The sequence below is a fragment of the Microbacterium sp. Yaish 1 genome (genome assembly GCF_002245215.1).
In the GTDB taxonomy this organism is placed as follows: domain Bacteria; phylum Actinomycetota; class Actinomycetes; order Actinomycetales; family Microbacteriaceae; genus Microbacterium.
This window is the reverse complement of record NZ_NPMR01000002.1, coordinates 738,199-760,241: the sequence shown is the minus strand read 5'-3', so window position 1 is coordinate 760,241 and position 22,043 is coordinate 738,199. Positions and strand designations below refer to the sequence as shown.

20 protein-coding genes are annotated in these 22,043 nt (G+C 68.8%); 15 read left to right on the top strand and 5 right to left on the bottom strand.

Annotated elements, in window-relative coordinates; all coding sequences use genetic code 11:
• Positions 1-102 precede the first annotated feature (102 nt).
• Together CI089_RS12740 and CI089_RS12735 are read left to right on the top strand one after the other, a co-directional pair.
• Positions 103-1,779, top strand: a complete 1,677-nt coding sequence (locus CI089_RS12740) for a sensor histidine kinase (protein WP_094261872.1) — start codon at positions 103-105, stop codon at positions 1,777-1,779.
• Complete coding sequence (locus tag CI089_RS12735; protein WP_094261871.1) at positions 1,776-2,939, top strand: diguanylate cyclase domain-containing protein; 1,164 nt, start codon at positions 1,776-1,778, stop codon at positions 2,937-2,939. Before CI089_RS12740 ends, CI089_RS12735 begins: the two co-directional genes overlap by 4 nt.
• 18 nt (positions 2,940-2,957) lie before the next feature.
• On the opposite strand, the gene CI089_RS12730 is transcribed toward CI089_RS12735, so the two are convergent.
• Positions 2,958-3,686, bottom strand: coding sequence for a response regulator transcription factor (locus CI089_RS12730; RefSeq protein WP_094261870.1), 729 nt, complete (start codon positions 3,684-3,686; stop codon positions 2,958-2,960).
• Between the two features lie 91 nt (positions 3,687-3,777).
• On the opposite strand from CI089_RS12730, the gene coaE reads away from it, so the two are divergent.
• Both coaE and uvrB read left to right on the top strand, forming a co-directional pair.
• On the top strand, positions 3,778-4,386 hold the full coding sequence (gene coaE, locus CI089_RS12725) for a dephospho-CoA kinase (RefSeq protein ID WP_094261869.1): 609 nt from the start codon (positions 3,778-3,780) through the stop codon (positions 4,384-4,386).
• Positions 4,387-4,449: 63 nt separating this feature from the next.
• The gene (gene uvrB, locus CI089_RS12720; RefSeq protein ID WP_094261868.1) at positions 4,450-6,531 is read left to right on the top strand and encodes an excinuclease ABC subunit UvrB; all 2,082 of its coding nucleotides are present in this window, start codon (positions 4,450-4,452) and stop codon (positions 6,529-6,531) included.
• Positions 6,532-6,552: 21 nt separating this feature from the next.
• On the opposite strand, the gene CI089_RS12715 is transcribed toward uvrB, so the two are convergent.
• The gene (locus tag CI089_RS12715) at positions 6,553-6,789 is read right to left on the bottom strand and encodes a hypothetical protein (RefSeq protein WP_370877317.1); all 237 of its coding nucleotides are present in this window, start codon (positions 6,787-6,789) and stop codon (positions 6,553-6,555) included.
• A 60-nt stretch (positions 6,790-6,849) separates the two neighbouring features.
• Between CI089_RS12715 and CI089_RS12710 the strand changes: the two genes are divergently transcribed.
• From CI089_RS12710 to CI089_RS12660, 11 genes are all read left to right on the top strand, one after another.
• A complete protein-coding gene (locus CI089_RS12710) occupies positions 6,850-7,296 on the top strand; it encodes a MarR family winged helix-turn-helix transcriptional regulator (RefSeq protein WP_094262489.1) in 447 nt (148 codons plus the stop codon).
• A 52-nt stretch (positions 7,297-7,348) separates the two neighbouring features.
• On the top strand, positions 7,349-10,234 hold the full coding sequence (gene uvrA / locus CI089_RS12705; protein WP_094261866.1) for an excinuclease ABC subunit UvrA: 2,886 nt from the start codon (positions 7,349-7,351) through the stop codon (positions 10,232-10,234).
• Position 10,235: 1 nt separating this feature from the next.
• Complete coding sequence (uvrC, locus tag CI089_RS12700) at positions 10,236-12,134, top strand: excinuclease ABC subunit UvrC (RefSeq protein ID WP_094261865.1); 1,899 nt, start codon at positions 10,236-10,238, stop codon at positions 12,132-12,134.
• A gap of 34 nt (positions 12,135-12,168) precedes the next feature.
• Positions 12,169-13,044: an RNase adapter RapZ gene (gene rapZ / locus CI089_RS12695; RefSeq protein WP_094262488.1), complete on the top strand. Its 876-nt coding sequence runs from the start codon at positions 12,169-12,171 to the stop codon at positions 13,042-13,044.
• Between the two features lie 41 nt (positions 13,045-13,085).
• On the top strand, positions 13,086-14,063 hold the full coding sequence (whiA, locus tag CI089_RS12690; RefSeq protein WP_023951475.1) for a DNA-binding protein WhiA: 978 nt from the start codon (positions 13,086-13,088) through the stop codon (positions 14,061-14,063).
• 156 nt (positions 14,064-14,219) lie between these two features.
• Positions 14,220-14,840 carry a superoxide dismutase gene (locus CI089_RS12685; protein WP_023951473.1) on the top strand — a complete coding sequence of 207 codons (621 nt, stop codon included), beginning with the start codon at positions 14,220-14,222 and terminating at the stop codon, positions 14,838-14,840.
• Positions 14,841-14,977: 137 nt separating this feature from the next.
• Positions 14,978-15,982, top strand: a complete 1,005-nt coding sequence (gene gap / locus CI089_RS12680) for a type I glyceraldehyde-3-phosphate dehydrogenase (RefSeq protein ID WP_094261864.1) — start codon at positions 14,978-14,980, stop codon at positions 15,980-15,982.
• 5 nt (positions 15,983-15,987) lie between these two features.
• Positions 15,988-17,202: a phosphoglycerate kinase gene (locus tag CI089_RS12675; RefSeq protein WP_094261863.1), complete on the top strand. Its 1,215-nt coding sequence runs from the start codon at positions 15,988-15,990 to the stop codon at positions 17,200-17,202.
• Entirely contained in the window at positions 17,193-17,981 is a 789-nt protein-coding gene (gene tpiA / locus CI089_RS12670) for a triose-phosphate isomerase (protein ID WP_094261862.1), read from the top strand. The genes CI089_RS12675 and tpiA overlap by 10 nt, the downstream gene beginning before the upstream one ends.
• A 114-nt stretch (positions 17,982-18,095) precedes the next feature.
• Complete coding sequence (gene secG / locus CI089_RS12665) at positions 18,096-18,344, top strand: preprotein translocase subunit SecG (protein WP_091500670.1); 249 nt, start codon at positions 18,096-18,098, stop codon at positions 18,342-18,344.
• Entirely contained in the window at positions 18,344-18,700 is a 357-nt protein-coding gene (locus CI089_RS12660; protein ID WP_023951465.1) for an RNA polymerase-binding protein RbpA, read from the top strand. Before secG ends, CI089_RS12660 begins: the two co-directional genes overlap by 1 nt.
• Positions 18,701-18,778: 78 nt before the next feature.
• Here CI089_RS12660 and pgl read toward each other — a convergent pair whose 3' ends face one another.
• Genes pgl through zwf form a run of 3 tightly spaced genes read right to left on the bottom strand, consistent with a single transcriptional unit; the run spans position 18,779 to position 22,039 of the window.
• Positions 18,779-19,552, bottom strand: a complete 774-nt coding sequence (gene pgl / locus CI089_RS12655) for a 6-phosphogluconolactonase (protein WP_094261861.1) — start codon at positions 19,550-19,552, stop codon at positions 18,779-18,781.
• Position 19,553: 1 nt separating this feature from the next.
• A complete protein-coding gene (locus CI089_RS12650; protein ID WP_094261860.1) occupies positions 19,554-20,495 on the bottom strand; it encodes a glucose-6-phosphate dehydrogenase assembly protein OpcA in 942 nt (313 codons plus the stop codon).
• On the bottom strand, positions 20,492-22,039 hold the full coding sequence (gene zwf, locus CI089_RS12645) for a glucose-6-phosphate dehydrogenase (protein ID WP_094261859.1): 1,548 nt from the start codon (positions 22,037-22,039) through the stop codon (positions 20,492-20,494). Before zwf ends, CI089_RS12650 begins: the two co-directional genes overlap by 4 nt.
• Between the last annotated feature and the right edge of the window lie 4 nt (positions 22,040-22,043).

Sequence of the window (22,043 nt, the reverse complement as noted above, 5' to 3'; positions counted from 1 at the left end):
GGTCGGAGCCTCGTGCTCCGGCCCTTCCGCCGTTTCGTGCGCAGGCGGGATCATCAGCCCGCCACGTGCCCGGGCCGGTCCGGGACGCGATAGTTTCAGATCATGGAGACGGACACGCCGCAGCGCACGCGGGCGACCTATGTTCTCCCCGCACCCCCGCGATGGGTCGACGCCGTCCTCGGCGACGGCGACCGCACGCGATCGGCGATGCTCAATCAGATCGTCACCACGTCCGTGGTGCTCGTCGTCGCGATAGCCGGCCTCGTCATCGGATTCCGCGGCGACACCGCCCTCTTCTTCCTCGCGGTCACCGCCGTGTTCGTGCTCACCGGCGCCGCGATCATCGTCCCCTGGGGCCACCTCCCGCCGCTGTGGCTCGCGATGATCCCGCTCGGCGACGTCGCGGCGATCGGCGTCATGCGGGTCGCCGAACCGACCGGTGGATTCGGGCTGCTCTGGGTGTTCCCGGTCATCTGGCTCGCCGCCGGGTTCGGCACGATCGGGTGGATCGGCGGCATCGTGCTCGCCCTGACCGCGTACGGAGTGACGGAGGCCGTCATCCATGCGTCGCCCTCCTCGTTCGGTTTCCTCCTGCTGCCGCTGCTTCTGATCGCCGTGAGCACCTCTACGTATCTCAGCAGCAGGCGGGCCGCCGCCCAGCGGCTCCTCCTCGACCGCCAGGCGACGGTGCTGACGCAGTCACTCGAGCGAGCCCGCCGGCACGAGCAGGTGCTCACGGAGGCTCTCGACCGCGTGGACTTCGGCGTCGCTCGCATAGAGACGGACGGCTCGGCCTCGATCATCAACGACGCGCACGCCCGCCTGCAGCGCGGATCCCGCACCAGCGGACAGCCCGACGTCTACGCGGCGGACGGGGCGACGCCCCTCGACCCGCAGGACCATCCGCTCGCACGCGTGCGCCGCGGCGAGGCGTTCACCGACGCCCGCATCCAGGTCGGGCGCGACGATGACCGCCGCGTCCTGAGCGTCTCTGCACGGCGCATCATCGAGCCGGACGGACGCGACTCCGGAGCCGTCGTCGTCACCCGTGACGTCACCGCCGAGACCGACGCGCTTCGAGAACGGGACGCACTGGTCTCGTCGGTCTCGCACGAGCTGCGCACGCCCCTCACCTCGATCCTCGGGTACCTCGAACTCGCGATCGACACTCCCGGCGTGCCCGAGGCAGCACTCGAGAACCTCCGCGTGGCCGACCGGAACGCGGACCAGTTGCTGCGTCTCGTGGGCGACGTGCTCGCTGCGTCGAGCCAGCACAAGTCAGCCGCACAGCTGACGGTGTCTCCGGCCGACATCGATCTCGTCGAGATCGTCAACGCCGCGGTGGAGTCCATCCTCGTCAGCGCGGGCGAGCGCGGGATCGCGATCGACGTGTCCCGCGTCGAACCCGCTCGCGCGTACGCCGACCCGGTTCGCATCCGTCAGGTGCTCGACAACCTGCTCTCCAACGCCGTGAAGTACAACCGCCCGCGCGGACGAGTCTCGGTCGCCACCTCGGTCGGCGATCAGTGGGCACTCATCGCGGTGCAGGACTCGGGTGTCGGTCTCAACGAGGAGGACCTCGGTTCGGTGTTCCAGCGCTATTACCGTGGAGCCGCGGTGCGGGACTCCGCCGTCACCGGCAACGGGCTCGGGCTCGCCATCAGCCGCGACATCGTCCGCAGGCATGGCGGCGACATCACGGTGAGCAGCGTCCTCGGGGTGGGGTCGACGTTCTCGGTGACGCTTCCGGCCCGTCGACCGGGGGCAGCGCCGTCATGATCGACCAGTTCTCCGTATCCGTGATCACCGCGATCGTGGTTCTGGCGTGTGCCGTGCTCTTCGTCTTCGACACGCTGCTGCGGCGCCCCGAGCAGAGCGGCCGCTTCTGGGCGGTCGGTTTCCTCTGCGCCGTGCTGACGACGATGTTCTACGTCGTGTGGGCCAGCGCCCCCGAGACCGCGTGGGCCGTCGTGTGCGGCAACACGGCGTCGGTGGTGGGCACGGGGCTCATGTGGCTCGGATGCCGCGCCTACAACCGGCGGACGGTTCGCGGGGCCGGCGCGCTGGTGGCGGTCGCGGGCATCGTCGCCGCGATCGCCGCGTCCGTCGAGTTCGCATTGGGCGGCAACGACTGGTCCGGCTCCCTCGTGATGTTCGCTGCCCTGAGCCTCGCGGCGGCGGCTGCCTCGGTGGAGTGCTTCCGCGGCGCGCTCGGGGCATCCCGCACGGCGCTCCCGCTGGGTCTCGTGTTCGGCGTGCAGGCCGCGTTCTACCTCACGCGCGTCGTCGTCGTCTCGATGTTCGGCTACGGCGAGACGTTTCAGCTCTGGGTCGGCTCGGTGCCGACCAGCATCCTCACCGTCGTCCTCTCGATCACGGCAGTCGTGAGCGCGTCCGTGCTCCGTGCCGGCCGGGCCGGTGTCCGCGGCTCCGATTCGCCGGAGGGACGGGATGCCGGGCCGGGCGAGGTCGTCTCGGGCGCCGGCTTCCGCCGCGCTGTCGCCGTGAGCGCGCAGCGCGCGCGGGCCCGACGGGAGCTGATGGCGGTCTGGGTGATCGAGCTCGACGGACTCGAATACATCGCGACGGCGTTCGGCCTCGATGTCGGCGACGAGGTCGTGCGGACGTGGCGTGACACCATGACGACCAACGCGCCGACGCTCGCTGTCGTCGGCGAGGTCGGCTCCGAGCGGATCGGCGTCATCACCGTCGTGGGCTCGGCGGCCGACGCACGGCGCCAGGCCATGGCGCTGTACCGCTCGCTCTTCGAGGCGCTCGCATCGGTCGAGGGGGGAGTGCTCCCCGCGATCGGGATCGGAGTCGCCCTGAGCGACGTCGTGGGCTACGACGCGGATGCTCTCATCGAGGTTGCCGCGACGACGGCGACCCGCGCATCATCCGGGGTGGCGTCGGCCGTGCTTCTCGCGGAGCCGTCCTGATCGCGTGAACCGGTCGGCTCAGGAACGGTCGAGGCGATAACCGATGCCCTGGTCCGAGAGGATGAGCGTGGACGCAGCCGCGGCGGCGAGCGTCTGTCGCAGCGACTCGACGCTGCGCTCGACCGCACGGACCTCATCGGCATCGGGGGCGTCGGCGCGCGAGCGAGAGCGCAGGGCGAGGGCCAGCTCGTGTTTGGTCCGCGTGCGTCCATGCGCGACGACGAGGTCGCGCAGCACCGCCGATTCGGTGGGCGCGAGGTCGATGGGCGCGCCGGCGACGCGGAATCCGCCTTCGTCGACGGACAGGTCACCGTAAGCGGAGCCGGCCGGCGCGCCCGCCGCCATCGCGGCAGGGGCGATGTTGTCGACGGGAGCCTCGTCGCGGCGCCGTCGTGACGGGATCGCGGCGAGGCGCGCCTTGAGGTCTCGCGGGCGGAACGGCTTGCCGAGGTACTCGTCGCCGCCGGCTGCGCGCCCGCGTTCCGCGTCGCCAGGCTCGACGAAGGCCGAGATGAAGATGATGTAGGTGTCGCTGAACGCGCGGACACGGCGTGCGACCTCGAACCCGTCGATTCCCGGGATGTTGACGTCGAGCGTGGTGACGTCGGGGGAGACGCTTCGGATCAGCTCGACCGCCTCGAGCCCGTTCTCGGTCGCGTGCACGGTGAAACCGCTCGACTCGAGGATCGCCGAGAGCAGGCTCCGGATGTCGGCCTGGTCTTCGACGATGACGGCGGTGCGTTCCACGGTGATCCCACCTTCCGCGGGTTGTCAGGATTCCATCGTATCGATCGCGCGACCTCGCGCCGGGCCTGGCGCCCGTGGCATCCTCGGGTGTATGCCTCTGATCGCATTGACCGGCGGGATCGCGTCCGGCAAGAGCACGATCGCACGGCGGCTGGCCGAGCACGGCGCCGTCGTCGTCGATGCCGACGCCATCGTCCGAGACGTCCAGCGAGCGGGTTCGCCCGTCCTGGAGGCCATTCGTGCGGCGTTCGGGTCGGGGGTCATCACGGCTGACGGCGAGCTCGACCGCGCCGCGCTGGCGTCCATCGTCTTCTCCGACCCCGAAGCGCGGACGACGCTGAACGAGATCGTGCACCCGGCAGTGCGCGCGGAATCACAGCGTCGCTTCGACGAGGCGCTCGGGCGGGAGCGCGCGAGAGTCGTCGTGTACGACGTGCCGCTGCTCGTCGAGGCCCGCGTCGACGACCCGTGGGACGCGATCGTCGTCGCACACGCACCCGCCCCGGTCCGCCGCGAGCGGCTGCAGCGCCTTCGGGGGATGACGGCCGAGGAGGCCGACCGCCGGATCGCGGCTCAGGTGCCCGATGACCAGCGCCTCGCCATCGCGGACGTCGTCATCGACACCGCGGGTGACCTCGACCAGACGCTCCGGCAGGTCGACGCCCTGTGGGACCGGCTGACGGCGGCCGCCGCCTCGTAGCACGCGCGCACGCTCTGAGCGAAGACCGGGCCCGGTGTCGGTGGCCCCGCCTACGCTGGAATCATGCAGACCACGCGCTCCGTGCGGCCCTTCGAGGTCATCAGCGAATACGTCCCGAGCGGTGACCAGCCCCAGGCGATCGCCGAGCTCGCGGGCAGGATCAACGCGGGCGAGACCGACGTCGTACTGCTGGGTGCCACCGGTACGGGAAAATCGGCCACGACGGCGTGGCTCATCGAGCAGGTGCAACGGCCGACGCTCGTCATGGCTCACAACAAGACGCTCGCAGCGCAGCTGGCGAACGAGTTCCGTGATCTCATGCCGAACAACGCGGTGGAGTACTTCGTCAGCTACTACGACTACTACCAGCCCGAGGCGTACGTTCCGCAGACCGACACCTTCATCGAGAAGGACTCCTCGATCAACGCCGAAGTCGAGCGGCTGCGCCACTCGACCACCAACTCGCTGTTGAGTCGCCGCGACGTCGTCGTCGTCAGCACCGTCTCGTGCATCTACGGCCTCGGTGCGCCGGAGGAGTACCTGCGCGCCATGGTCGCGCTGCAGGTGGGGGAGCGGTACGACCGTGACGCCCTGATCCGCAAGTTCATCGCGATGCAGTACAACCGCAACGACGTCGACTTCTCGCGCGGCAACTTCCGGGTGCGCGGCGACACCATCGAGATCATCCCCGTGTACGAGGAGTACGCCATCCGCATCGAGCTCTTCGGCGACGAGATCGAGGCGCTCTACATGCTGCATCCCCTGACGGGCGACATCGTGCAGAAGATGGACAGCGTTCCGGTGTTTCCGGCCTCGCATTACGTCGCGGGCACCGAGACGGTCCAGCGCGCCATCGGCACGATCGAGCACGAGCTGGCCGAGCGCCTGAAGGAGTTCGAGAGCCAGGGAAAGCTGCTCGAGGCGCAGCGTCTGCGGATGCGGACGACGTTCGATCTCGAGATGCTGCAGCAGCTCGGCTTCTGCTCGGGCATCGAGAACTACTCGCGGCACCTCGACGGGCGGTCCCCCGGAGAGCCGCCTCACACGCTGCTCGACTTCTTCCCCGATGACTTCCTCCTCGTGATCGACGAGTCGCACGTGACCGTGCCCCAGATCGGAGCGATGTACGAGGGGGATGCTTCTCGCAAGCGCACGCTCGTCGACCACGGTTTCCGGCTGCCGAGCGCGATGGACAACCGCCCGCTCCGCTTCGACGAGTTCAAGGAGCGCGTCGGGCAGACCGTCTACCTCTCCGCGACGCCGGGGCGCTACGAGATGGGCATCGCCGACGGCGTCGTCGAGCAGATCATCCGTCCGACCGGCCTCGTCGACCCCGAGATCATCATCAAGCCATCGAAGGGTCAGATCGATGATCTGCTCGAGGAGATCCGGCTGCGGGTGGAGCGTGACGAGCGGGTGCTCGTCACAACGCTCACGAAGAAGATGGCCGAGGAGCTGACCGACTTCCTCGGCGAGCACGGCGTGCGGGTGCGCTACCTGCACTCCGACGTCGACACCCTGCGGCGCGTGGAGCTCCTGACCGAGCTGCGCCAGGGTGCCTACGACGTCCTCGTCGGCATCAACCTGCTGCGTGAGGGACTCGACCTGCCCGAGGTGTCGCTCGTCGCGATCCTCGACGCCGACAAGGAGGGGTTCCTGCGCTCGGGAACCTCGTTGATCCAGACCATCGGACGTGCGGCACGAAACGTGTCGGGTCAGGTGCACATGTACGCCGACAAGATCACCGACTCGATGGCCGCGGCGATCGAGGAGACCGAGCGTCGCCGTGAGAAGCAGATCGCCTACAACCTCGAGAACGGCATCGATCCGCAACCGCTGCGCAAGAAGATCGCCGACATCACCGATGCGCTCGCGCGCGAGGCGTCCGACACCCGCGATCTGCTGAACGGCAAGGCGACTGCTCGCAACAAATCGGGCAAAGGCAAGAGCCCGACACCGCAGCTGCGTCGTGAAGGGATCGCTGCGGAAGGCGCTCAGCAGCTCGAGGCGACGATCGAAGACCTGTCGCAGCAGATGCTCGCCGCCGCAGCGGAACTGAAGTTCGAGCTGGCCGGCCGCCTGCGTGACGAGGTGCAGGATCTGAAGAAGGAGCTGCGCGCGATGGAGCGCGCCGGGCACGCCTGACGGCTCGGCGGTGCCCGGGGCTCAGCGGGGGCAGTGCAGGAGCGGCTTCGGTCCGGTCCGGTCGACGTCGTGCTCCGTCATGGGGTGGCCGCACAGCGGGCACGCGCGTCCGGTGCGCTCCGGCTCGGGCTCGGTGTCGTAGGGGCCGACCGACGCGGGACCGGCCGCGCGGATCAGGCGCGAGTTGACGTAGGCGTACCAGCCGCCCGCCTCGCGGACGCGCGTGCGGAGAGGAGGGCGACGCTCGGGCTCGGTCATGATCATCAGTGTACTAACGATTAGGGCATATAGGATACGAGCGTGGACTCCGCCGACGACATGTTGAAGCTCGACAACCAGCTCTGCTTCGCGCTGGTCACCGCTGCCCGGAACGTCGTGGCCATCTACCGCCCGATCCTCGAGCCGCTCGGTCTGACCCATCCGCAGTACCTCGTCATGCTCGCGCTCTGGGAGACGTCTCCGCAGGCGCTGGGGGAGCTGGCGGCCGACCTGGCGATGGAACCGGCGACGCTGTCCCCGCTCGTCAAACGTCTCGAGGCCCAAGGGCTCGTCACACGTGAGCGGCGCCGAGGCGATGAGCGCGTGCTCGAGATCGGCCTCACCGCCGACGGCCGGGCGCTGCGGGCGGATGCCGTGCGCGTGCCGGAACAGGTCATGGCCGCCGTCGGGATGACCGTCGACGACGTGACCGCACTGCGGGACGGGCTCCAGCCCTTCGCTGGGCGCCGGGTCCCTCGAGAGAACGCTTCTCTCCTGCGGGAGTGAGCCCAGGGCGAACCTCGGAGCCAGTGTCGGAGGCCCCACCTAGACTTGTGCGGTGCCCATCGTCCCCGTCGCTTCCTCATCGAAACTCAGCGTCCGCGGAGCCCGCGTCCACAACCTGAAGGACGTCGATCTCGACATTCCGCGCGACAGTCTCGTCGTCTTCACCGGCCTCTCCGGCTCGGGAAAGTCGAGCCTCGCCTTCGACACGATCTTCGCCGAGGGTCAGCGCCGCTACGTCGAGTCGCTGAGCGCCTACGCGCGTCAGTTCCTCGGTCAGGTCGACCGTCCCGACGTCGACTTCATCGAGGGCCTCAGCCCGGCGGTCTCGATCGATCAGAAGTCGACGAACCGCAACCCGCGGTCGACCGTCGGCACGATCACCGAGATCCACGACTACATGCGCCTGCTGTGGGCGCGCATCGGCGTTCCGCACTGCCCCGAGTGCGGTGAGCGGATCCAGCGTCAGACGGTCCAGCAGATCGCCGATCAGCTGATGGAGCTCCCCGAGCGCACCCGTTATCAGGTCGTGGCGCCCGTGGTGACGCAGAAGAAGGGCGAGTTCGTCGACCTCTTCAAGGAGCTCAGTGCCAAGGGCTACGCTCGCGCCGTCGTCGACGGCGACGTCGTCTCGCTCGCCGAGCCGCCGACGCTGAAGAAGAGCTACAAGCACGACATCGCCGTCGTCGTCGACCGGCTCGTGGCCGGTCCCGACCTGCTCGGCCGCGTCACCGACTCCGTCGAGACCGCGCTCGCCCTGGCCGGCGGCGTCATCAAGATCAACTTCGTCGACGAAGAGGGCGACGCCGCGTGGCAGAGTTTCAGCGAGAAGCTCGCCTGCCCCAACGGGCACGCCCTGCAGCTCACCGAGATCGAGCCGCGCACGTTCTCGTTCAACGCCCCCTTCGGTGCGTGCCCCACGTGCTCCGGCCTCGGCACCCGGATGTCGGTCGACCCGGAGCTCATGCTGGGCGACGAGGAGCTCTCCATCGCCGAGGGCGTCCTGCTGCCGTGGACGACGCAGGGCAAGGGTCTCTTCCAGTACTACGAGCGCCTCCTCGAGGGGCTCGCATCCGACCTGAAGTTCTCGCTCAAGACCCCGTGGCGCGACCTCCCCGGCGACGTGCAGGATGCGGTGCTCCGCGGAGAGAACTACAAGGTCACCGTCAAGTGGAAGAACCGCTACGGGCGCGAGATGCGTTACGCCTCCGGCTTCGAGGGCGTCATCCCGTACATCGAGCGTCAGTATCTTCAGGCCGAGACCGACACGCAGCGTCAGCGCTGGGCCGAGTACCTGCGCGAGGTGCCGTGCCCCGCGTGCGACGGCGACCGGCTCAAGCCCGAGGTGCTCGCCGTCCTCGTCCACGAGCGCTCCATCGCCGACGTCGCGCGGTTGAGTCTCGCCGAGGCGCAGGCCTACTTCAACCAGCTCGAGCTCACCGAGCGCGAGGCCAAGATCGCCGCAGCGGTGCTGCGTGAGATCCGTGCTCGCCTCGACTTCCTCATCGAGGTCGGGCTGAACTACCTCAGCCTGGGGCGCGCAGCCGGATCGCTCTCGGGCGGCGAGGCACAGCGCATCCGGCTCGCGACGCAGATCGGTTCGGGCCTCACCGGGGTGCTCTACGTCCTCGACGAGCCGTCGATCGGGCTCCACCAGCGCGACAACCGGCGCTTGATCGACACCCTCGTCAAGCTGAAGAACCTCGGCAATACGCTCATCGTCGTCGAGCACGATGAAGAGACGATCGCCGCGGCCGACTGGGTGGTCGACATCGGCCCCCGCGCCGGCGTCGAAGGCGGCAACGTCGTGCACTCCGGCCCCTACGACGCTCTGCTCGCCGACGAGAACTCCATGACCGGCGACTATCTGTCGGGGCGGCGCTCGCTCGAGACGCCCACCAAGCGCCGCAAGATCGACAAGAAGCGGATGCTGACGGTCGTCGGCGCGCGTGCCAACAACCTGAAGAACGTCACGGCCGAGTTCCCGCTCGGCGTGCTGACCTCGGTCACGGGTGTGAGCGGTTCGGGCAAGTCCACACTGGTCAACGGCATCCTCTACGAAGTGCTGGCGACCCGTCTGAACGGCGCGCGCCGCGTCGCGGGCAAGCACACGCGTGTCACCGGACTCGACAACCTCGACAAGGTCGTCCACGTCGACCAGGCGCCGATCGGCCGCACTCCGCGGTCGAACCCGGCCACCTACACCGGCGTCTTCGACCGCATCCGCACCCTGTTCAGCGAGACGCCCGAGGCGAAGGTCCGCGGGTACCTGCCGGGCCGCTTCTCGTTCAACGTGAAGGGAGGCCGCTGCGAGGCGTGCTCCGGCGACGGCACGTTGAAGATCGAGATGAACTTCCTGCCCGACGTCTACGTCGACTGCGAGGTGTGCCACGGCAAGCGCTACAACCGCGACACCCTGGCCGTGCACTACAAGGGCAAGAACATCGCCGAGGTCCTCGAGATGCCCATCTCGGAGGCCGCGGAGTTCTTCGAGCCGATCCAGGCGATCCACCGCTACCTGAAGACGCTCGTCGACGTCGGGCTCGGCTACGTCCGGCTCGGTCAGTCCGCCACGACGCTGTCGGGCGGAGAGGCGCAGCGTGTCAAGCTCGCGACGGAGCTGCAGCGCCGCTCGAACGGCCGCAGCATCTACGTGCTCGACGAGCCCACGACCGGCCTGCACTTCGAAGACGTCCGCAAGCTCCTCGAGGTCCTCAACGGCCTCGTCGACAAGGGCAACACCGTCATCACGATCGAGCACAACCTCGACGTGATCAAGGCGTCCGACTGGATCATCGACCTCGGCCCCGAGGGCGGAGCCGGCGGCGGCACGATCGTGGCCACCGGTACGCCCGAGCAGGTCGCGGGCGTCGCCGAGAGTCACACCGGCCAGTTCCTCGCCGAGATCCTGGGGGCCCCGGCGGCACGCAAGGCGGGCTGACGTGGCGAACGTCCTTCCTTACCGGCCCAAAGCGGGCGAGATCCCGACCGACCCCGGGGTCTACCGTTTCCGCGACGCGGAGGGGCGGGTGCTCTACGTCGGCAAGGCGAAGAACCTGCGGGCGCGCCTGTCGAACTACTTCGCGCCGCTGCACACCCTCCACGAGCGCACGCGGCGGATGGTCACGACAGCGGCATCCGTCGAGTGGACGGTGGTGGCGACCGACGTCGACTCGCTCCAGCTGGAGTACATGTGGATCAAGGAGTTCGATCCGCCGTTCAACGTCCGCTACCGCGACGACAAGTCCTATCCGTTCATGGCGATCACCCTCGCCGATGAAGCGCCCCGCGTGATCGTGACGCGCAACCGGCGGATTCCGGGCGCGAAGTACTTCGGCCCGTACCCCAAGGTCTGGGCGGTGCACGAGACGATCGACCTGATGATCAAGGTCTTCCCGATCCGGACCTGCAGCGACTCGTCGTACAAGAAGGCCATGGCGTCGGGGCGCCCGTGCTTCCCCGGTCAGATCGGCCGGTGCGGCGGGCCGTGCTCGATGAAGGTCACGATCGAAGAGCACCGTGCGATGGTCGACGACTTCGTCGCCTTCATGTCGGGCGGCGATCAGCGGTTCGCCCGCGAGCTCACGACGCGCATGCGCGAGGCGGCCGCCGCGATGGACTACGAGTCGGCCGCCGTCTACCGCGACAAGCTGCAGGCGATCGACGCCGTCCTGAACAAGAGCGCGCTCGTGCTCGAGGACGACATGGACGCCGATCTCTTCGGCATCGCCGAGGACGAGCTCGCCGCCGCCGTCCAGCACTTCGTCGTGCGCGGCGGCCGCATCCGCGGTGTCCGGGCGACGACTATCGAGAAGGAGATCGACATCTCGGGCGCCGATCTGGTCGACCAGGTGCTCCAGCGGACGTACGGGGATGCCGCTGCCGGCGACATCCCGCGCCACGTGTTCGTCCCGACGCTCCCGGGCGACGCGGGGGAGCTGGAGCAGTGGCTCCAGACGCGCCGTGGCAAACGCGTGACGATTCAGGTCGCGCAGCGCGGGCGCAAGGCCGACCTCATGAAGACCGCCAACATCAACGCGCAGCAGGCGTTGATGCTCCACAAGACGCGTCGCACGAGCGACTACGTCGCCCGCAGCCAAGCGCTGACGGATCTGCAGGAAGCGCTCGGCCTCGACGAGGCTCCGCTGCGGATCGAGTGCTACGACGTGTCCCATCTGTCGGGCACGAACGTGGTCGCCTCGCTCGTCGTGTTCGAAGACGGCCTCCCGCGCAAGGATCAGTACCGGATCTTCGGCGTCAACGAGACGACGGACGACACCGATTCGATGTACCAGGTGCTCACGCGGCGCCTCGCCTACCTCGACCGGCCCGACGAGGAGGACGAGCCGGTTCCCGATGCGACCGCCGACGGCGAGGTCGTCACGGCGCGCAAGCGACCGCGGTTCGCTTATCGTCCGCAGCTGCTCGTCGTCGATGGCGGCAAGCCCCAGGTCGAGGCCGCGGCGCGGGCGCTCGCGGACGCCGGGCACACGGAGATCGCGTTGTGCGGCATCGCCAAGCGGCTCGAGGAGATCTGGTTGCCGGGGGAGGAGTACCCCGTCATCCTGCCCCGTACCTCGGAATCGCTCTATCTGCTGCAGCGACTGCGTGACGAGGCGCACCGTTTCGCGATCGTCCACCAGCGCAAGCGGCGCAAGCGCGACATCACCTCGGTGCTCTCCGAAGTGCCCGGCCTGGGAGCGGCCCGCATCAAGGCGCTGCTGCGCCATTTCGGTTCCGTGTCGAGGCTCAAGCAGGCCACCCCCGAAGAGATCCAGGAGCTGCCGGGAATCGGACCGCGCCTGGCAGAGGCGATCCATCGGCACCTTGCGGACGGATAGGCTGGACACCGGCGAAAAGACAGGGGTGGTGACGGTGACCGACGAGGTTCCGGCGGGCGAGATTCTCATCGTCACGGGTATGTCCGGGGCCGGACGCACAACGGCCGCCAATGCCCTCGAAGACCTCGGCTGGTACGTCGTCGACAACCTGCCGCCGCAGATGCTGCGCCCGCTCCTGGAGCTCAGCGAACTCGCGGGCAACGCGCTGCCACGAGTCGCGGCGGTCGTCGACGTGCGCGGTGGCGAGCTGTTCGCGGCGCTGCCCGACATCACCCGCGCGCTGCGACACGGTCGCGCTCTGCGGATCCTGTTCCTGGATGCCGCCGACGAGGTGCTCGTACGCCGGTTCGAGTCCGTGCGGCGGCCGCACCCGCTGCAGGGCGACGGCACGCTCGTCGACGGCATCCGCCGCGAGCGCGAGCGACTCGCGCCCATCCGCGAGAGCGCGGATGTGATCGTCGACACCTCTCGCGACAACATCCACCAGCTCGCCACCTACATCGCCGATCTCTTCGCCGACGACGGCGCGGCGCGGCACACCGTCACGGTCATGAGCTTCGGGTTCAAGTACGGGCTGCCGCCGGACGCCGACCTCGTGGCCGACATGCGATTCCTCCCGAATCCCTTCTGGAATCCCGACCTCAAGGCCCTGACCGGCGAAGACGACGCGGTACGCGAAGAGGTGCTGTCGCACGAGAACGCGCGCGAGTTCATCGACGCGTACGCCGCGGCGCTCGCCCCGGTTCTGCGCGGGTACCAGGAGGAGAACAAGCGTCACTCGGTGGTCGCCGTCGGGTGCACCGGGGGCAAGCACCGCTCCGTCGTGACGGCGCGCGAGCTGGCTCAGCGGCTGTCCGGCCTCCCGGGTGTGGCGGTGCGACTCAAGCATCGCGACCTCGGTCGCGAGTAGGCTGTTCCTTCGTCCCCCGAACCCTTTGCCGAAGGAGCGCCGTGCCGCTGACCGCTGACGTCAAGACCGAGTTGGCTGCGATGCGCGACCCTCGACCCGCCGCCCGGGTGGCCGAGGTGACCGCGATCCTGCGCTTTGCGGGCGGTCTGCACTCCATCGCCGGCCGCGTGGCCGTCGAGGCCGAGGTCGACTCGGAGATCCTCGCGCGCCGTGTCGCCCGCGAGCTCGTCGAGATCTACGGTGTGCGCCCCGAGCTCGCCCGCATCCAGGCGTCCGGCGGGCGCGACGGCGCGACGTTCGCCGTGCGTGTCCGCGAGGGCGGCGAGACCCTGGCTCGTCAGACGGGCCTGCTCGACCAGCGCCGTCGCCCCGTCCGCGGCCTTCCCAACCGGCTGACGACGGGATCGCGTCCCGACCTTGCCGCCCTGTGGCGCGGAGCGTTCCTCGCCGCCGGGTCGCTGTCGGACCCCGGGCGTTCGGCGGCCCTCGAGATCTCGTGCCCGTCGCCGGAGGCCGCGATGGCCCTCGTCGGTGCCGCCCACCGGCTGGGCATCGCCGCCAAGGCGCGCGAGGTGCGCGGCATCCCGCGCGTCGTCGTGCGCGACGGCGAGGCGATTCGTCAGACGCTGGCCGAGATGGGCGCCACCCGCACGGCCGACACGTGGGATCAGATGCGTCAGCGTCGCGAGGTGCGCGCCGGCGTGAACCGTCTCGTCAACTTCGACGACGCGAACCTGCGCCGTTCGGCCCAGGCCGCCGTCGCAGCCTGCGCACGCGTGGAGCGCGCCCTCGAGATCCTGGGGGACGAGGTGCCCGACCACCTCAAGCAGGCCGGAGACCTGCGCCTCGCGCACCGGGACGCGAGCCTCGACGAACTGGGGCACCACGCCGATCCGCCCCTCACCAAGGACGCCGTCGCGGGCCGCATCCGCCGCCTTCTCGCGATGGCCGACAAGAAGGCCGCCGCCGAGGGTCTGCCCGACACCGAGTCGGCCGTCCCCGCGGGTCTTTCCGACTGAGCGACCCCTCCCGCGTTACACCGCGTTCCGAACGGGAAGCAACGGGGTGTGCGACGCGTTGCCCCTCAATAGGATGAGAAACGTCCACGAGGCGTGCGGTCGCGCGCCTTCGACAGCACGAGCCGCGCGCTGCGCGGTGCTGACAGGAGATAGAGAATGACGAAGTACACCCTTCCCGAGCTCCCCTACGATTACGCGGCTCTCGAGCCGCACATCAGCGGCAAGATCATGGAGCTTCATCACTCCAAGCACCACCAGACGTACGTGAACGGCGCCAACACCGCTCTCGAGCAGCTCGCAGAGGCCCGTGAGACCGGAAACCTCGCGAACGTCAACAAGCTCGAGAAGGACCTCGCGTTCAACCTCGGCGGACACGTCAACCACTCGATCTTCTGGACGAACCTCTCGCCCGAGGGCGGTGGCGAGCCCGAGGGCGAGCTCCGCGCGGCGATCGACGAGTTCTTCGGCGGCTTCGACAAGTTCCAGGCGCACTTCACGGCTGCCGCCACCGGCATCCAGGGCTCCGGCTGGGCCGTGCTCAGCTGGGACCCGATCGGTGCCCAGCTGATCATCCAGCAGCTGTTCGACCAGCAGTCGAACACCGCCCAGGGCACCATCCCCATCTTCCAGCTCGACATGTGGGAGCACGCCTTCTACCTCGACTACCTCAACGTCAAGGCGGACTACGTCAAGGCGGCGTGGAACATCGCGAACTGGCAGAACGTCGCTGAGCGCTTTGTGACGGCTCGGGAGAAGACGGCCGGCCTGCTCGCGTAGTAGGGTCATAAACAGGTGAGGATGCCGGGCTCCTCCCGGCAACGGGAGCCGAACCCGGCATCCTCTTCTTTTTCATCAGATCGCGTTTCGGTCAGCCAGCACGGGCTTTTCCGGCGCGACAAGAAACGGGAGACATCGTGTCTGTCAAGATCGGCATCAACGGCTTCGGCCGCATCGGACGCAACTACCTCCGCGCCGCCCTCGCTCAGGGCGCGGACCTCGAGATCGTGGCGGTGAACGACCTCACCGACAACAAGACTCTCGCCCACCTGCTCAAGTACGACTCCATCCTGGGTCGCCTGGACGCCGAGGTCACGTACTCGGAGGACTCGATCACGGTCGGCGGCAAGACCATCAAGGTCTTCGAAGAGCGCGACCCCGCCAACCTCCCCTGGGGTGAGCTGGGTGTCGACATCGTCATCGAGTCGACGGGTCGCTTCACGAACGCCGAGGACGCCAAGAAGCACATCGCGGGCGGCGCCAAGAAGGTTCTCATCTCGGCTCCCGCGAAGGGCGAGGACGGCACGTTCGTCATCGGCGCGAACGAGGACCTGTACGACCCCGAGAACCACAACGTCATCTCGAACGCGTCGTGCACCACCAACTGCCTCGCGCCGCTGGCGAAGGTCCTCAACGACGAGTTCGGCATCGTCAAGGGCCTCATGACGACGGTCCACGCGTACACCGCCGACCAGAATCTGCAGGACGGCCCGCACAGCGACCTCCGCCGCGCACGCGCCGCCGCCCTCAACATCGTCCCCACCTCGACGGGTGCGGCCAAGGCCATCGGCCTCGTCCTCCCCGAGCTCAAGGGCAAGCTCGACGGCTTCGCCCTGCGCGTGCCCGTTCCCACCGGTTCGGCCACCGACCTCACGGTCGAGCTCGAGCGCGAGGTCACGGTCGAGGAGATCAAGGCCGCGTACAAGGCTGCCGCAGAGGGACCGCTCAAGGGCATCCTGAAGTACACCGAGGACGAGATCGTCTCGAGCGACATCGTCACCGACGACCACTCCTGCATCTTCGACGCAGGCCTGACCCGCGTCATCGGCAACCAGGTCAAGGTCGTCGGCTGGTACGACAACGAGTGGGGCTACTCCAACCGCCTCGTCGACCTCACCGAGCTCGTCGCCAGCAAGCTCTGACGACCATGGCTCTGCGAACCCTCGATTCGCTGGGCCCGCTCGCAGGCAAGCGCGTCATCGTCCGTGTTGACTTCAACGTCCCCCTGAAGGACGGAGTCATCACGGACGATGGCCGTGTGCGTGCGGCGCTGCCCACCATCGACCACCTCATCGGCCAGGGCGCGCGCGTCATCGCCTGCTCGCACCTCGGCCGTCCCGACGGTTCCCCCGATCCGAAGTACTCGCTCGAGCCCGTCGCGCAGCGGCTGTCCGAGCTGCTCGGCAAGCCCGTCGCCTTCGCCGGCGACACCGTGGGCGAGTCGGCGCAGCAGGTCGTGTCCTCGCTCGGCGACGGCGACGTCGCGGTGATCGAGAACCTCCGCTTCAACGCGGGGGAGACCGCGAAGGACGAGACCCAGCGTCGCGCCTTCGCCGAGCAGCTCGCCTCGCTCGGCGACGTGCTCGTCTCGGACGGCTTCGGTGTCGTGCACCGCAAGCAGGCGTCGGTCTACGATCTCGCCGAGATCCTGCCGTCGGCGGCCGGGTTCCTCATCGAGAAGGAGGTCGACGTCCTCGACCGCCTCACCGAGAACCCGGAGCGTCCGTACGCGGTGGTGCTCGGCGGCTCGAAGGTGAGCGACAAGCTCGGCGTCATCGAGCACCTGCTTCCGCGGGCCGACAAGATCCTCGTCGGCGGCGGGATGCTGTTCACCTTCCTCGCCGCGCTCGGGCACAAGGTCGGCAAGAGCCTGCTCGAGAGCGACCAGCTCGAGACCGTGAAGGGCTACATCGCCACGGCGAAGGAGCGCGGCGTCGAGCTCGTCCTCCCCGTCGATGCCGTCATGGCCTCCGGTTTCGCCGCCGACGCCGACCACGTCGTCGCTCCGGCCGATGCGCTGGAGGACACCGCCTTCGGTGCCGACGGCATGGGCCTGGATATCGGCCCGAAGACGGCGGAGCTGTTCGCCGACGCGATCCGCAGCTCCCGCACCGTCTTCTGGAACGGGCCCATGGGCGTGTTCGAGATGCCAGCGTTCGCCGCGGGCACCCGCGCTGTCGCCCAGGCGCTCACCGAGGTCGACGGCCTGTCGGTCGTCGGCGGCGGGGACTCCGCAGCCGCGGTGCGCCAGCTCGGATTCTCCGACTCGTCGTTCGGCCACATCTCGACCGGCGGCGGCGCGTCGCTGGAGTTCCTGGAGGGCAAGAAGCTGCCCGGTCTGGAGGTGCTCGGATGGGCATGAACCGTATGCCCCTCATCGCGGGCAACTGGAAGATGAATCTCGACCACCTGCAGGCGGTCGCGTTCGTGCAGAAGCTCCACTGGACGCTGAAGGATGCCAAGCACGAGGACGACTCGGTCGAGGTGGCGGTCTTCCCGCCTTTCACCGATCTGCGTACGGTGCAGACGCTGCTCGACGCCGATAAGATCGCGTTCGCGCTCGGCGCTCAGGACCTCTCGACGAAGGACTCCGGTGCGTACACCGGTGAGATCTCGGGAGCGTTCCTCAAGCAGCTCGACTGCCGGTATGTGATCATCGGTCACTCCGAGCGTCGCGAGTACCACGCCGAGACCGATGAGGTCGTTGCGGCCAAGGTCCAGGCGGCCCTCCGTCACGGTCTGTCGCCGGTCATCTGCGTGGGCGAGACGGCGGAAGACCTCGAGAAGCACGGCGCTTCGGCTGTTCCGGTGGCGCAGCTCGAGGCGGCCCTCGCGGGCGTGGCGGCGGATGCCGACATCGTCGTGGCCTACGAGCCGGTGTGGGCCATCGGCTCGGGACAGGCGGCGACGCCGCAGCAGGCAGAGGACGTGTGCGCGAAGCTCCGCGAGGTCGTCGGCTCCGTGCTCGGCGCTGACGCGGCGGCGCGCACGCGCATCCTCTACGGCGGTTCGGTGAAGTCGGCGAACATCGCCGGATTCATGCGCGAGCCCGATGTCGACGGCGCCCTCGTTGGCGGCGCGAGCCTGGTCGCGGACGAGTTCGCCGCGATCATCCGCTACCAGAAGCACGTCGGCGTGTGACGTCGTACGGCCCGGCGACCCACCGGTCGCCGGGCCGTACGCGTATCCGCGCGGCTGCTGGATATACTTGACCCTCGTGCGATCGGAACGATCGCCGGAAAGGTGACGACCACCGTGCAGATCCTCGAGTTCGTGCTGCAGGTGCTTCTGGGCATCACCAGCCTGCTCCTGACGTTGCTGATCCTGCTCCACAAGGGGCGTGGCGGCGGCCTGTCCGACATGTTCGGCGGCGGGATGAGTTCCGCGATGGGCTCGTCGGGCCTCGCCGAGCGCAACCTCAACCGCTTCACGATCGTGCTCGCGCTGGCGTGGTTCCTCTCCATCGTCGCCCTCGGCCTCATCACGAAGTTCACGGTGATCTGATGGCCACAGGAGGAAACGCGATCCGCGGCACCCGCGTCGGCGCGGGCCCCATGGGCGAGCAGGACCACGGTCACCACGCTGATCGTGTGGCGATCTCGTACTGGGATGCTCTCGGCAACGAGACCGTGCGCTACTTCGCTGCCGGTATCGCCGAGGAAGAGATCCCCGAGACCATCGATTCGCCCCACTCGGGTCTGCCGGCCGGCCGCGACAAGGCGAATCCGCCGGCTGTCGCCAAGACCGAGCCGTACAAGACGCACCTCGCCTACGTGAAGGAGCGTCGCACCGACGAAGAAGCCGAGCAGCTCCTCGACGAGGCCCTGCAGCAGCTTCGCGAGCGTCGTGGACTGAACTGACGCGAGACACACATCGCGACGAACGAGGAGAGCGGATGCCACGGCATCCGCTCTCCTCGTTCGTCTGGGTCGGCGACGTCAGTACTGGTCGTCGATGAGTTCCGGCGGCACCTGAGCGGCGGTCGCCTCGTCGGTGAACAGGATCGTGCGACGCGTGCCCTTCGCCCCGGCGGCGGGCACGCTGTGATAGCTGGCGCCGGCGAGGGCGAGCCCGAGCGCCGCCGACTTGTCGGGTCCGGCCAGCACCATCCACACGCGCTTGGACGCGTTGATCACGGGGCGCGTGAGAGTCACTCGGTCGGACGGCGGCTTCGGGGAGTCGTGGACGGCTGAAACTGGGCTGTCGGTGATGCGGATCTCACCGCGGTCCGGGAACAGCGAGGCGATATGGCCGTCGGGGCCGACGCCGAGGAAGCAGATGTCGAACACGGGCCAGGCCGCCCCGTCCGATCCGGCCGATGCGAGTTCTGCAGCGTACGCCGTGGCCGCGGCCTCGGCATCCGAGGCCTCGTCGGATGCCGCGATGGGGTGCACGTTCTCGGCGGGCACCGCGATCGCGTCGAGGAACGCCCGGCGGGCGACGGCCTCGTTCCGGTCGTCGCTGTCGCGCGGAACGAAGCGTTCGTCGACCCACCAGAAGTGCACCCGCGACCAGTCGACGCTGTCGCGATCCGGGTGGGAGCCCAACCGCTCGAGCACGTGGCCGATGATCCCGCCGCCCGCGAGTCCGACGTTGACGGTCCGCCCGTCCGCGCCCCACTTCGCGACGCGGTCGAGGAAGCGCGACGCGATGGAGCCGGTGAGGGTGTCGACGTCGGGACTGATGACGACGCGTTTCTCGGCGGTGGGCATGTCAGGCGTCTCCCGCCGGCGACCGGTGAAGCCGCGCCCAGCCGTCGGTGATGACGCGTCCGTAGAGCACATCGGGTCCCAGGCGCCGAAGCTCCTCCGCCAGGCACTCGCGGAGCGTCCGACGGGGGAGGACGAGATCGTGCGAGGGCTGACCCGGCTGCGTGAGGGTCGCGTCCACCGTCGTGGTGCGCTCGAGCAGCACGTCGCCGCTCGGACGCTTCAGCCGTACGCTGCGGATGCCGTGCTCCCACTCCTCGCGGGGGGCGTACTGCCACTGCACGGGAACATCCAGCATCAGGCACAGCCACGCGGCGAGCAGACCCGTCGACGGCGAGCTGCCGCTTCCGACGACCTCGACCTCGGTCACGGGGTCGTAGGGCGGCTGGTCGAGCACGGCGGCGAGCTGCTCGCGCCAATGCGTCAGGCGGGTCCACGCGAGATCGGTGTCGCCGGGGGCGTAGCCCGCGCCCAGGGCGGCGAGCCGTCCGCTGTCATAGGGCAGGGTTGCGGCATCGGTGATGCGGCGCTGCGCGATGCGGCCGATGGGGGACTGCGAGGGCTCGGCCGGCGGACGGTCGGGCCACCATGCCACGACGGGGGCGTCAGGGAGCAGCAGCCCCGTGATGAGCGCCTCGTCGTTGCTCGCGGCTCCGCCGCTGGCGCGCAAAACGATGACCTCGCTCGCGCCGGCGTCTCCGCCGACCCGGATCTGCGCATCGAGCTTCGATTCACCCTCCGGATTGGTGATCAGCACGATCACGCGCATCGGGTGCTCGCGTGATGCGTCGTTGGCCGCCTCGATAGCGTCCTCTTCGAGTCCGTGCGAGGTGGCGATGACGAGGGTCAGCACCCGCCCGAGAGCGACGGCGCCACCCTCCTCGCGCACGTTGACGAGTTCGCGGGCGATCTTCGACACCGTCGTGTCGGGCAGATCGACGATCATGGACGCCTCCAGACGCGGCCGTCGCGGGCCAGCAGTTCATCTGCGGAAGTGGGACCCCAGGAGCCGGGGGCGTACTGCTCGAGCGGACCGCCCTGCTTCGCCCAGAACTCCTCCACGGGGTCGAGGATGCGCCACGACAGCTCCACCTCTTCGTGGCGGGGGAACAGCGGCGGGTCGCCGAGGAGGACATCGAGGATGAGGCGCTCGTACGCCTCCGGGCTCGACTCGGTGAACGCGTGGCCGTAGCCGAAGTCCATCGTGACGTCGCGCACCTCGGTGGCCGCACCGGGCACCTTCGACCCGAACCGGATCGTGACGCCCTCATCCGGCTGAACCCGGATGACGAGGGCGTTCTGACCGAGCTCGGTTGTCTGATTGCGCAGGAACAGGTGCTGCGGAGCACGCTTGAACACGACGGCGATCTCGGTCACGCGGCGGCCCAGGCGCTTGCCCGTTCGCAGATAGAACGGCACACCGGCCCAGCGACGCGTGGCGATGTCGACCTTGATGGCGGCGTACGTCTCGGTCGTCGACTCGGGGTTCATCCCGTCCTCGTCGAGGAAGCCGGTGACCTCCTCGCCGCCCTGCCACCCGCCGGCGTACTGCCCGCGAGCGGTCGCCGTCGACAGGTCGTCGGGCAGCTGGACCGCGGCGAGCACCTTCTCCTTCTCGGCGCGGAGGTGGTTCGCCTCCATCGAGATGGGCTCTTCCATCGCGGTGAGGGCGAGGAGCTGGAGGAGGTGGTTCTGGATGACGTCACGCGCTGCGCCGATGCCGTCGTAGTATCCCGCGCGCCCGCCGACGCCGATGTCCTCGGCCATCGTGATCTGCACGTGGTCGACGTAGTTCGCGTTCCAGATCGGCTCGAACATCTCGTTCGCGAAGCGCAGCGCGAGGATGTTCTGCACCGTCTCCTTGCCGAGGTAGTGGTCGATCCGGAAGATCGAATCCGCCGGGAAGGCCACCTCGAGCGCCGCGTTGAGCTCGCGGGCCGTCTTCAGGTCGCTGCCGAACGGCTTCTCGATGACGACGCGCCGCCAGGTGTCCGCGTCGGCGTGCTCGTCGACCAGGCCCGAGTCCTTCAGCTGCTTCGCGACGATTGGGAAGTCCTTCGGAGGGATCGACAGGTAGAACGCGTGGTTTCCCATCGTCCCGCGATCGACGTCGAGCTTCTCGACCGTCTCGCGCAACCGGCGGAAGGCGTCGGCGTCGCCGAACTCGCCCGAGACGAAGCGGATGCCCTGGAGGAGCTGCTTCCACGTCTCCTCCCGGAACGGGGTGCGGGCGTGCTGCTTCACCGCTGCGTGCACGACCTCGGCGAAGTCCTGGTCCTCCCAGTCGCGCCGGGCGAATCCGACGAGGGCGAACCCCGGGGGAAGCAGCCCGCGGTTGGCGAGGTCGTACACGGCGGGCATGAGCTTCTTGCGCGACAGGTCGCCGGTCACACCGAAGATCACCAGGGCGCTCGGCCCGGCGATGCGGTTCATGCGGCGGTCGTCGGGATCGCGCAGGGGGTTGTGGGCGCGCGAGATCTCCACGGTCATGGGA

Excerpts from the sequence above, each read along its gene's own strand:
- uvrB (WP_094261868.1), top strand. The coding sequence starts at position 4,450 with ATGCAGACCACGCGCTCCGTGCGGCCCTTCGAGGTCATCAGCGAATAC.
- coaE (WP_094261869.1), top strand. The coding sequence starts at position 3,778 with ATGCCTCTGATCGCATTGACCGGCGGGATCGCGTCCGGCAAGAGCACG.
- CI089_RS12650 (WP_094261860.1), bottom strand. The coding sequence starts at position 20,495 with ATGATCGTCGATCTGCCCGACACGACGGTGTCGAAGATCGCCCGCGAA.
- CI089_RS12685 (WP_023951473.1), top strand. The coding sequence starts at position 14,220 with ATGACGAAGTACACCCTTCCCGAGCTCCCCTACGATTACGCGGCTCTC.
- CI089_RS12740 (WP_094261872.1), top strand. The coding sequence starts at position 103 with ATGGAGACGGACACGCCGCAGCGCACGCGGGCGACCTATGTTCTCCCC.
- CI089_RS12735 (WP_094261871.1), top strand. The coding sequence starts at position 1,776 with ATGATCGACCAGTTCTCCGTATCCGTGATCACCGCGATCGTGGTTCTG.
- CI089_RS12710 (WP_094262489.1), top strand. The coding sequence starts at position 6,850 with ATGTTGAAGCTCGACAACCAGCTCTGCTTCGCGCTGGTCACCGCTGCC.
- tpiA (WP_094261862.1), top strand. The coding sequence starts at position 17,193 with ATGGGCATGAACCGTATGCCCCTCATCGCGGGCAACTGGAAGATGAAT.
- CI089_RS12675 (WP_094261863.1), top strand. The coding sequence starts at position 15,988 with ATGGCTCTGCGAACCCTCGATTCGCTGGGCCCGCTCGCAGGCAAGCGC.
- CI089_RS12715 (WP_370877317.1), bottom strand. The coding sequence starts at position 6,789 with ATGACCGAGCCCGAGCGTCGCCCTCCTCTCCGCACGCGCGTCCGCGAG.
- CI089_RS12660 (WP_023951465.1), top strand. The coding sequence starts at position 18,344 with ATGGCCACAGGAGGAAACGCGATCCGCGGCACCCGCGTCGGCGCGGGC.
- zwf (WP_094261859.1), bottom strand. The coding sequence starts at position 22,039 with ATGACCGTGGAGATCTCGCGCGCCCACAACCCCCTGCGCGATCCCGAC.
- pgl (WP_094261861.1), bottom strand. The coding sequence starts at position 19,552 with ATGCCCACCGCCGAGAAACGCGTCGTCATCAGTCCCGACGTCGACACC.